Source organism: Phycisphaerae bacterium (assembly GCA_019636475.1).
GTDB lineage: Bacteria > Planctomycetota > Phycisphaerae > UBA1845 > UTPLA1 > JADJRI01.
Map to the genome: position 1 here is coordinate 639,719 of JAHBXN010000002.1, position 11,107 is coordinate 650,825.

Genomic DNA, 11,107 nt, shown 5'->3' on the forward strand with positions numbered 1-11,107 from the left:
CCGGAATCGCGATGGTCGGCCAATCGACCAGTCCGCGGTGGACCGACCGAGGTACGAGGATTTCAGCCCATGTGGCAAAGGCTATGCGAGCTGTTGGAGGACCCGAAGGACCGGCACATTCTGGTCATCGGAGACTTCATGATCGACCACTACCTCTACGGCGATGCCGAACGCATCAGTCCGGAAGCGCCGGTTCCGGTTCTCCGGGTAATTGACCGGGAGGATGCACTCGGCGGCGCGGGCTCAGTGGCAGCCGATATCACCGCGCTTGGCGCAAGGGCACACTGCGTCGGCATGGTCGGTGAACCGCCCGATTCCGAACGACTCTCCGACATGCTCACCGCCAGCGGAGCGGACGCATCCGGACTCGTGAGGGTGCCGGGGCGCAAAACAACCCTGAAATCCCGGCTCGTCGGCCTTGCCCAGCACAAACATCGTCAGCAGCTGATTCGCATCGACGAGGAATCCACCGAACCGATCAGCGAAACGACCATTCGCAGACTGATCGAACAGGTCGAAAGGCATCTGCCGGCCTGCTCCGTGGTCTGCATCGAGGACTACAACAAGGGTGTCGTATCAGAGTCACTCTCACGCGAAGTGATCGGCCTGGCGCGAAAACGCGGCGTGCCCGTACTCGTCGATCCGGCCGGCCTCGGAAGCTACAGTCGATACGCCGGCGCCTACGCGATCACCCCCAATCGCTCCGAAACCGAGCGACTGATCGGCGTTCGCCTGCGCAGCATGGACGCGGTCGAATCGGCCGCACGGCAGATCCTCGCCGCCTGCCACACCGAATATGCCTGCGTTACGCTCGACGCCGAAGGCATCGCGATCATCGGGCCTGATGGCCAGTTCGAACACATCCCGACAAAAAAGCGGGATGTATACGACGTCACCGGCGCGGGTGACGAAGTCCTGGCAGCCATGGCCGTCGCACTTGCCGCGGGCGGCACCCTCCGCGAAGCGGCGGCACTCGCGAACATCGCGGGCGGCCTCGAGGTGGAAAAATTCGGGTGCGTGCCGATCACCCGGGACGAGGTCCTTGGCGAATTGCTGATGGAGCATCATCAGGAGTTGGGCAAAATTCGAACGCTTGGTCAATTGACGCCCGAATTGGCGCGACGGCGATCACGCGGGCAGCGAATCGTCTTCACCAACGGCTGCTTCGACCTGGTTCACGCCGGACATGTCGCCACCTTCGCCCTCTGTCGCGAACAGGGCGATATCGTCATCGTCGGGATCAACTCCGACGCATCCGTCCGCAGGCTCGACAAGGGATCGAGTCGACCGATCGTTCCCGAGGCAGGACGTGCCGCCGTCGTGGCAGCTATGGAAAACGTCGATTTTGTCGTCCAGTTTGATGACGACACGCCCCAGCGACTGATCGAGGCGATCCAGCCCGATGTACTCGTCAAAGGACGCGACTGGGAAGGCAAGCCGATCGCCGGGCAGGATGTCGTCGAGTCACGCGGTGGTCGCGTTGTGCTCGCGCCACTCGTCGAAGGAGTGAGCACCACACAAATCATTAAACGCATTCAACAGGGCGACTAGGTCGGCCGTGCGGCGCGGCGTCTTCGCGAAATCGTGTAATGGAATCGGCATGAACCACTACGAGATATGGTGCAATTTGAAGGACTCGCATCGTGATCTGGAGTTCGCGGAGAATCTCCGCGCCTATCTGGATTACCTGAAGTCGCACGGCAGGATCGAGTCCTGGCGGCTTTCACGCCGCAAGTTCGGATTCGGCCCGTCGGAACTCGGCGAGTTTCACATCACCATCACGTGCGACTCGCTCGCCCAGTTGGACGAAGCCTTCTCAATGGTGGCGCCCCGGTCAGGGGAGGTCGAAACAATCCACGCTCGCGTCTACTCGCTGGTCACCGACTTCAAATCGGCGCTCTATCGCGACTTCCCCGATCGCTGATCCGCGCGCGGGGCATTTTGCGAACCGGAGCAGCCTCGAATTCAGCTCTCGTTTCTCAGGCGGCAGGACCGGAACATGCCGCGACCAGGGCAATCCACTACTTCAGCGATTTCATGTCGATCACGAACCGGTACTTCACGTCGCTCTTAAGCATACGCTCGTAGGCTTCGTTCACTTTCTGAATCGGAATGATCTCAACGTCCGATGTGATTCCGTGCGCGGCACAGAAGTCCAGCATCTCCTGAGTCTCGGCAATGCCGCCAATCAACGAGCCGGCCATCCGCCGCCGCTTGAAGATGAAGTTGTTCACATTCGTGGCTGGATGCGGGTGTTCCGGCGCTCCAACAAGGCAGAGCGTGCCGTCGCGCCGAAGCAGCGACAGGTAGGCATCCAGATCGTGCGACGCGGCCACCGTATCCAGTATGAAATCGAAGCTGTTCACATGTCGCTGCATGTCGTCCGGAATCTTTGAAATTACCACTTCCTTTGCGCCGAGGCGGCGAGCATCCTCCGCCTTCCCGGGCGAGGTCGTAAAAAGCACGACGTGGGCTCCCATTGCGCTGGCGAGCTTCACCCCCATGTGCCCAAGCCCCCCCAGACCGACGATGCCGACCTTCTGACCCTTGCCGACCTTCCACGTTCGCAGCGGCGAATACGTCGTGATTCCCGCGCAAAGCAGCGGAGCGGCGCCGGCGAGATTCAGCGTGTCCGGCACGTGCAACACAAATTTGTGATCGACCACGACCTGCCCCGAGTATCCGCCATAAGTCATTCCGCCAGAGTGCTTGTCCGGGCTGTTGTAGGTGAAGGTGATCTCATTCTCGCAGAACTGCTCCAACCCTTCCTGACAACTGCCGCAATGACGACACGAATCCACCAGACAGCCGACACCGACCGTGTCGCCGACCTTGAAGTCATTCACGGCCGATCCGACAGCCGACACACGCCCGACAATCTCATGGCCGGGAACCACCGGATAGCTCGTGTGCTTCCATTCATTTCGAACAATGTGCAGATCGGAGTGGCAGATCCCGCAATATAGGATGTCGATCCTGACGTCGTCGGCGGTTGGCTCCCGGCGGTCAATCGAAAACGGGGCCAATGGCGTGGTCGGAGACTGTGCGGCGTAGGCGAGGGTTTTCACTTAAAGACCTCCAATAGGCTCTCAATCGAGCGGTATGATCGCTGCGGAAATCCGTGGGCGACCGAGGGCCGATCCGCAGAACAATCCCGGTTAGTAGTCGACGCTGCAACCCGGGCATTCGGTGCCGGGTACATTGCACCGCGCAGTTTCCGCCGACGGACGAATCTCCGGCCGATATCATCGCGCGGGGCGCGGCAATCACCTGAATTTCTTTCACATCGCGCGAAAATTGCGCGCCAACGCGATTATAGGCGGCCGCTTTTCCACCCGTTAGGGATTATCGGCAACTGCCGGATTTTCACGAAAACCGACATCTCAGTGTTGATACAGATACCGGCATGACCGATTTTCGTTGAGTATAATTGAGTGACTCTCCCGATTGCGAAAGGAGTCAGACGATGGCTTCGTATGACCTGAGACGCATCTTACTCGGCTGGGACTACGAGTCCGGGCAGATTACGGTGCGCAAGATCACCGGCGACGACGGCGCCGTAAAGATCCAGATGCGGCTCGACCTGGGCCTCTTGCAGATGGAGATTTCGGGACGGCCCGACGGCCGGAGGCCGCACGGAGCGGATTCACTGCTCGCCTATCATGCGGCGCGGGTCGAGAAGTATCGCGATCGCAACGGGACCGATCTGGGCTTCGAACTGACTCCGGAGGAATGCGCGGCCCTTCGCGACGAATCCCTTCAATATTATCACCGCTATCTCGCCGAGTTTGTTCTCGAGGACTTTGAAGGCGTGCAGCGGGACACGGCTCGGAATCTGGATGTGCTTGATCTGTGCCGGCGATTCGCGCGGGAAGACAGCGACCGCCTCGCCCTTGAGCAGTATCGGCCCTACCTCATCATGATGAATACACGGGCTGAAGTACATCTGCTGCTTCGAGAAGGTCGATTCAAGACCGCCCTGGCCCGCGTCGACGCCGGATTGAGCGCGATTCACGATGTGGTCACCGACGCCGGCGAAGAAGACTTCGAGGAAATGACGGAGGTCTCGATCCTGTCGGCCCTTCGACGCGAAATCGCCGCGCGGATGCCGCTCGATCCGGTCGAACGGCTTGAGGCGGAGCTGGACAAGGCCGTCGCCGACGAGCGATACGAGGAAGCAAGCGTGCTACGTGCTCGAATCGAGGCCATGCGAAATAACGCTGCGGCAAGCCCGAAAAAACGCCGCAAGTAACCGGCGATCCGCCGCGACAATCACGGTTCATGTTCCAAACCAGTTGAACGGCGGCCGATGCCGCCGGATGAGGCTCGTCTCCAGGTCGAGCGCCGCCTCGTCCGACGACACAAGAACCGTCTCAATTCGTGCGGCCTGTCGCGTCCACCCGCTGAAATAGTTCGTCGCCGCTGAATCCCGCATGTGAGTTTGCACACGCGCGCGGAGGTTCGTCGCTTTCCCGACGTAGAGCAGCCGCCCCTCCCGATCGTAGATGGCATACACACCGCGCGCCTGCGGCAGCGTCGCAAGATTGCCCGCCGTTGCGACATAGCGATGCGCCGGAGCCGGATCAATCACATCAAACGCGGAAACCGCCGGCGGCGAAGTCGTCGAAATCGGCGAAATCCCCTGCTCCGGCGACTGATCGGGAAAATCGATGCCGCGAACGCTGAAATATGGAAGCACATCCGGCCTGAGCATGGCGGCCCGCTCGCGCACTTTAATACCTCGCAGCAGTTGCCGATCCGCGACGCCGGCGACTCGAATGTCTGCCACTGCTCCCTCCGGCAGACCGGCAATCAACTCCTCGATCCGGGAAATCAGTCGCTCCCGCGACAATCCCTCAACAGCGATCGGCCAGACCGACATCGGCCGAACGGCGTGTTCGATAAATCGATGGTGCAACTTACATGACACCTCTTCAATCAGCACACAGCCTTTTGGCTCATCTTTCTCCGCGAACGTGATCCGGTCGGGAGAGCCGGCATAGACGATGCGCGGCGTCAGACGGGTCGCCGGCCGCAAAAACTGATGGCGATGAACATGGCCCGCCGCAAGATAGTCGAATTCGAACGGCACGGCCTCGCGCGAAATCACATCGGGATTCTTCTTTGAAAATCGATGGTTCGCCGGACCGCAAACCGCCGAATCGAAGGACTGGTGTACCGCAAGGATTCGGAAGTCGGCATCGATGTCGCGCCAGCCCGTCTCAGCCAGCGCCGCTCCGAATCGGACGCTCGCTTCGCGACGGATGCACGGCCAGGCGGAGACGGCGACGCGGACGCCGCGAAATGAGTAAGCACGCGTCATCGGCCCGCCTGCAATCGTGATATTCGGATGCGAGAGAAAGGGCGACGCAGGAAGCAGGCTGCGCTCGTGATTTCCCGGCACGATCAGAACGGGAATCCCGTCGTCCGCCAGTCGACGGAGCGGCATCACCGCGGCCAGCACCGCGGAACTGGATGGCCGAGGCGTGTCATATACATCGCCCGCGTGAATGACCAGATCGACGTTTTCATCGCGTGCGATCTGAAGGACGCGCAGATAGGCATTGATGAAATCGTCACCGCGCCGCGGTCCGGGCCTTCGTGGCCGGGTCGGAAGCTCGGCGCCGATGTGCGTATCGGCAAGATGCAGGATTTTCAACGGTGCGGACATACCGATGCGTGAGCCCAGCGCCGGCCACGTCTTGCGACCGGCCCGTCATTTCCTTGCAGGCTTCGCTTTCGGCGGTGGCGCGGTTTCCTCCGGCGGTAATTCAAACTTCACCGCGCGCGGACTGTACTGCGGCAGGCGATACATGAGGAACATCCACGCAAGGCCCGTCGCGAATGTGACGATGCTCACGGCCTGCGAAATCGTGATGCCTCCGATATCAAGCGGATTGTCCTGTCGGACCGCCTCTTCAAAGATGCGCGACACTGAGTAGATGAGCAGGAACCACCCAAGCACGACACCATGCCGTTTGCGATAGTAGAAAATCGTCGATAGAAGCCACGAAAGCAGGAACGCATTCACCACGGCATAGAGTTGGGTCGGATGCACCGGCTGCGAGCGGTAGTGAGCAGCCAGTTCGGCAAGCTGCGGAACAGTCAGGCCGTACTGAATGCACTGTCGCTCGACGACGCCGATGGGGTTCAGAGAGTAGAAGTTGCGGAGTCTCTCACTGGCCTCTCGATGCAGATTTCGCATCTCGATCTGAATGCGCTGATCGGCATGGTTCGATTCGGCGATGCGCAGCTCGGAAAGCGCCTGATCGCGGCCACGCTCCAACTCGCCGCGGGTGCGTCCATCATCCTTCACGGCTTCGTCGATGAACTCCCTCGGCAGGTGGTAGGCCATTTGACCGAGCGGATAGTAAATCAGTTCCTTGGGCAGCGTGAGCTGGCCGAATTCAAATTGCTGACGCATCGCCGGGCTGCCGTAAGGAAACTTCACCGCCCAGGGAACGATCGCGCGCGCATGAGCGGGGTCATGCTCGTCCACGCAGACCGCACCCCAGCAGCATCCGTTCAGAAAGCAGCCGATTCGCGTAATGGCCAATCCCCATGCAAGCGATGGAACGGTGATATCGAGGTACCAGCGAACGGAGGTCTTTGCGAAGTAACGAAGGTAGATGATGCACACCGGAATTACGGCGATCGGGCCGCCCCAGAATTCCAATCCACCCGCGCGAATGTCAAAGATCGCTGCCAGCGGGTTCGGCGTGTTCGCGAAGCGCGTTTGCCAATAGTGGATCACGAACATGGCCCGGGCGCCCGCGACACCGAAAATGAGCGACAGGAAACCAAGGTTCAGGACGACGTCCGGATCGGCCTGCGAGCGAAACGCGCGGCGACAGGCCAGCCAGATGCCCGAGAGAAAGGCGATCATCATCATGACGCCGTAACTCTTCACATCGCCGAACGAATGAAAGAATGCCGGTAGCCAATCCGGCATCGGAATCTTGAACATGGTGGGAAACATGAATTGCCTTTACTGATCGCGGAAGGCTGTCAGCCCGATCAGGCCAAAATTGCAGTGGGTCGTGATCGTTGATCCGCTATTCAATCCGACGTCACCAATAAATTATCGATCAAACGCGTCCGGCCGATCCGGATCGCCCCGGCCAGCAGCATGCGCTTGCCCGGTGCAGTCAGCGCCATCAGCGAATCGGGGTCGTTGATCTCAATGTAATCGATCGTCACGTGGCCGTCCCGCACGCCGGCGACTCGATGCACCTCTTCCTGCATCAAACGAACGATCGCGGCCAGGTCTTTCTCGCCCGCGGCGAGGCGGTCCCGCCCCAGTGAAAGCGCGTGGTAGAGACAAAGCGCCGAAGAGCGCTCCGTCGGCGACAAATAAGAATTACGGCTCGACATGGCAAGGCCATCCGGCTCGCGGACGATCGGGCAAACGACCAACCGGACTGGAAACCCGAGATCATCCACCATCTTGCCGAGAATGCGGGCCTGCTGCGCGTCCTTCTGCCCAAAATACGCCACATCCGGCTGAACGAAGTTGAACAGCTTCGCGACGACGGTGCAAACGCCTTCGAAGTGGCCCGGCCGAAACCGGCCGCACATCCGATCGGCCAGCGGCCCCGGACGCACGCGCGTCTCTTCACCGGGCGGGTACATCTCCGCATCGTTTGGCGCGAAGATCGCATCTGCACCGGAGTCCCGGCAGATCGCGGCGTCGGCTTCGATCGACCGTGGGTAGGCGGTAAAATCTTCGTTCGGGCCGAATTGGGTCGGATTTACATAAATGCTGACCACCACGAAGTGGCCGGCGCGGGCGGCGGCTTCGATCAAGCTGGCGTGGCCGGCGTGCAGCGCGCCCATGGTCGGGACAAATCCGATGGAACGGCCGGCGCGGCGCACATTGCTTATGTGAGCGCGCAGAGACGCAACCGTTCTAAAAAAAGGCACCGAACTTAAGGATGTGTCGGACATTCTGCGTATTCATAACGGCGGAGCGCGTCGCGCTCCACCCTCTGGCGAATTTCATTGCATCGCAACGTCCGGCCATGGCACACGCGGCCCGTTCGCGAACGACCGAAGACATCACAGAAAACCAAGGGCTATCAGGGCCAACCCTGTTTGCCCTTGTAGAACACGAAACCGACAAAACGCTCACACAACCGACAAACCAGGAGTCAGAACGATGTTCAATTTTCGCAATGCTCCACCTCGAAATCGACCCAGCGCCTTCCGACCCCATGCTGCCGGCTCAGCCTCCAGCCGCACACGCAACGAAGCCGCAGCCTCACCCACCAAGCCAATGGGCCGGCTCAGCAGCCTTCCGCCGCTGGCGGATCCGAATGCCCGTGAAGATGACGGGATTCTCCGGTTTTTCGGTCTCTGATTGTGTATTTGCTCAGCGCTCCGGTTCGCGCCGAGCAGAACCATACGAATTCCCCGGGGGATCGTGCGATGGACCGATTTCCGGTCGGGCGGGTGGAACTCCACCCCCGCCGTCTTAGTCGGCCCGCCATCCTGATAATATCGGACGTTCCCGATGCTTTCCGTCGCGTCATACGGCCCATCTGAGCCGATGTTACGCGCCAGTTCCTGCATCAAATCACCACTTTCGGTGTCGCAGGTGGCCGCCGATCTTTCGCGGCGGCGTCGCGTTAGCGCGATATTTGCGAATTATCAATTCATCCTTGAATCTACGCCGCAACGACGGGACACTATAATCGCGGCCGCTTGGCACGGGCGGGCCTCCGCCCCATCCGGCTGCGCAAGAATGCGCGTTTCGGATGCTGAAGGATCCGGACGGTAGCTGCCGTGCGCCTCGAATTGCTTTGCGGCACTCAAGTTGTAGGGAAATAGACGCGCTGGGGCGCCTCGCGACAATCCGCCCTCAGTCATGGAGGAATCGACTTGCAACCGGACGATTCAGGCAGCCGGTCGAAAGCAATCAAGCTTGGTGGCGCAGCGATCGCGCTGATTGCGGCACTGATCATCGGATACTACCAGCTTGGCGGCCCGGATGCCGCTGATCAGGCGGCATTTCGGCCGTACATCGATATCGAAACCGGCGAAGTGTTCCATTACACTATTAAGGAAGGCGATATCGAACCGATCAAAGCGCCCTCGGGCAAACTGACCGGCTATCGAGCTGAAGCCTGCTACTGGGGGAAGGACGCGGACGGCAAGTGGTACATCAAGGACAAGCCGACGTATGTCGTCCTGAAAAATCGGATTGATCCGACTTCGACCGAGGAAACGTACTGTCCGGACTGCGGACGGCGCGTTGTGGGTCACAATAAGAAACCGACCCAGAGCGACATCGACCGAGCGAACGGCGTCACTCCGGAGCCGGATCCGACTGAAGCGGAGCAAATGGAGCGCGACTGATCCCGGCGACCGTCCGGAATTTGATTTTCAATCGCAAGAGAAGGTGCAACGTCATGCGAAGAGGCAGGTCCAACCAATTCCAACGGGCATTTACGCTGATTGAACTGCTCGTCGTTATTTCGATCATCGCCCTTTTGATTTCGATTCTGCTTCCGTCGCTTGCGACCGCGCGGCGCGTCGGGCAACGTGTCAAGTGCATGGCAAACCTGAAGTCGATCGCGTCGGGCGCCGTGCAGTACGGCACTGACAACAACGACTGGCCGCCGGGCGCTCCGGGCGGCTCAGGTGCGTATCTCGCGGGGGCGCCTCTGGCGTACGGCCAATCTGTTCAGCGGTACGACTTTCTGGGTCCGCTTGAGCGAATCTGGCAGTTGGGATTCGACTTTCCGGATCAGGGTGACACGGCCGGCGTCATCAAGCGGTTCAATCGAATCCGCAGTGACACCATGTTCCTCTGCCCTTCGAACAAATTTCTGGCCGACCACTTTTCCGGGCTGAATGCGGGCGTCGGTCCGATGATCAGCTACAACACGTCGCGGTACCAGATGTGGGTTCGCGCAGCGAGCGGTGCGCAGGCAGGGATCCCGACCGACAGCTCAACCGGCCTGAGCTGGTACAACAACGGATTCGAAGTGAAGCTTCCGCAGGAATACAAGCCGTCGATTACTCGGATCGGCTCGCCATCGCGCAAGATTTTCGCGGCGGACGGCGCCCGCTTTTCGAATTCGGACACGCCTCCGGACTATGACATGACGGTCAATGGAACCTGGGGCGGGACTTTTTCGGATAGCGCGCCTTTCCAGGGACCGGCGGCCGGCAGCCAATCGTGGGATCGATCGCTCGCTCCTGGCAACGGCGGGAACGGCTCGGTCGATGCCCGCATCTACGCCTTTCGTCATGCCAATGCCGATCCGGGCCGAGGGGCCCGGGCGAATTCCTATCGTTTGAACGTCAGCTTCTACGACGGCCATGTTGAGACGATGGGAGACCTTGAAGCATCCAACCCGCACCTCTGGATCCCGCAGGGCGGCACGATTGAACCGGGGAACGTGCTGAACGACGTGATTCAGGCCTTCGGCATTAACGGTGTGACGCGCATCGGAAACTAACAGGCGCGCGGCACTGCACACATGAAGTCCATCTGCGTATTCTGCGGATCGAGCGCCGGCACCCATCCAATCCACGCCGAAACGGCCCGGTCGATGGGACAGGAGATCGCGCGGCGCGGGATTCGGCTGGTTTATGGTGGCGGCCATGTCGGTCTGATGGGCATCGTCGCCGACGCAGCACTCAACTCCGGCGGATCGGTCACCGGCGTCATCACACGGTCACTTATGGAATGCGAGGTCGGGCACAGCTCGGTCACCGAGCTGCATGTCGTCGACACCATGCACGATCGCAAAGCGCTCATGGCCCGGGAGTCGGATGGATTCGTGGCGATGCCTGGGGGCCTCGGCACTCTGGAAGAGTTGTTCGAAGTCTGGACGTGGGGTCAGCTCGGAATTCATCAGAAGCCGTGCGCGATCCTGAACGTCGATGGTTTCTATGATGGCCTGCTCGCCTTCCTGCGTCATTCGGTGAACGAGGGGTTTCTCCGCCGACAGCATTTCGACATGGTTCTTGCCGGAAGCGAGCCTGCGAAGCTACTGGATAACATGGCAGCGTATCGGCCGCCGGCTCTGACGAAGTGGCTCGATCTGGAAGACGTGTGATCCGGCGCGGACTGAATCGGACAGCACGGGCAGGGAAT

At 60.4% G+C, this 11,107-nt stretch carries 10 protein-coding genes; 6 read left to right on the plus strand and 4 right to left on the minus strand.

The annotated features are described in order from the left end of the window. Positions 1–69 precede the first annotated feature (69 nt). Complete coding sequence (locus KF841_05605; protein ID MBX3394822.1) at positions 70–1,551, plus strand: bifunctional heptose 7-phosphate kinase/heptose 1-phosphate adenyltransferase; 1,482 nt, start codon at positions 70–72, stop codon at positions 1,549–1,551. A gap of 49 nt (positions 1,552–1,600) precedes the next feature. After that, positions 1,601–1,924 (plus strand): hypothetical protein, encoded by a 324-nt coding sequence (locus KF841_05610; GenBank protein MBX3394823.1) that lies wholly within the window; start codon positions 1,601–1,603, stop codon positions 1,922–1,924. 97 nt (positions 1,925–2,021) lie between these two features. Here KF841_05610 and KF841_05615 read toward each other — a convergent pair whose 3' ends face one another. Next, positions 2,022–3,068 (minus strand): NAD(P)-dependent alcohol dehydrogenase, encoded by a 1,047-nt coding sequence (locus KF841_05615; protein ID MBX3394824.1) that lies wholly within the window; start codon positions 3,066–3,068, stop codon positions 2,022–2,024. A 398-nt stretch (positions 3,069–3,466) separates the two neighbouring features. On the opposite strand from KF841_05615, the gene KF841_05620 reads away from it, so the two are divergent. Beyond that, on the plus strand, positions 3,467–4,252 hold the full coding sequence (locus KF841_05620; GenBank protein ID MBX3394825.1) for a UvrB/UvrC motif-containing protein: 786 nt from the start codon (positions 3,467–3,469) through the stop codon (positions 4,250–4,252). Between the two features lie 27 nt (positions 4,253–4,279). On the opposite strand, the gene KF841_05625 is transcribed toward KF841_05620, so the two are convergent. From KF841_05625 to panC, 3 genes are all read right to left on the minus strand, one after another. Next, complete coding sequence (locus KF841_05625) at positions 4,280–5,671, minus strand: metallophosphoesterase (GenBank protein ID MBX3394826.1); 1,392 nt, start codon at positions 5,669–5,671, stop codon at positions 4,280–4,282. A gap of 45 nt (positions 5,672–5,716) precedes the next feature. Continuing rightward, positions 5,717–6,979: a prolipoprotein diacylglyceryl transferase gene (locus KF841_05630; GenBank protein MBX3394827.1), complete on the minus strand. Its 1,263-nt coding sequence runs from the start codon at positions 6,977–6,979 to the stop codon at positions 5,717–5,719. An 80-nt stretch (positions 6,980–7,059) separates the two neighbouring features. Next, entirely contained in the window at positions 7,060–7,947 is an 888-nt protein-coding gene (panC, locus tag KF841_05635; GenBank protein MBX3394828.1) for a pantoate--beta-alanine ligase, read from the minus strand. Positions 7,948–8,880: 933 nt separating this feature from the next. Between panC and KF841_05640 the strand changes: the two genes are divergently transcribed. From KF841_05640 to KF841_05650, 3 genes are read left to right on the plus strand one after another with little or no spacing between them, the layout of a single operon-like run. Continuing rightward, positions 8,881–9,357, plus strand: a complete 477-nt coding sequence (locus KF841_05640) for a hypothetical protein (GenBank protein MBX3394829.1) — start codon at positions 8,881–8,883, stop codon at positions 9,355–9,357. A gap of 53 nt (positions 9,358–9,410) precedes the next feature. Then, complete coding sequence (locus KF841_05645; protein ID MBX3394830.1) at positions 9,411–10,466, plus strand: prepilin-type N-terminal cleavage/methylation domain-containing protein; 1,056 nt, start codon at positions 9,411–9,413, stop codon at positions 10,464–10,466. A gap of 21 nt (positions 10,467–10,487) precedes the next feature. Beyond that, positions 10,488–11,069, plus strand: coding sequence for a TIGR00730 family Rossman fold protein (locus KF841_05650; protein MBX3394831.1), 582 nt, complete (start codon positions 10,488–10,490; stop codon positions 11,067–11,069). The last annotated feature ends 38 nt before the right edge of the window (positions 11,070–11,107 follow it).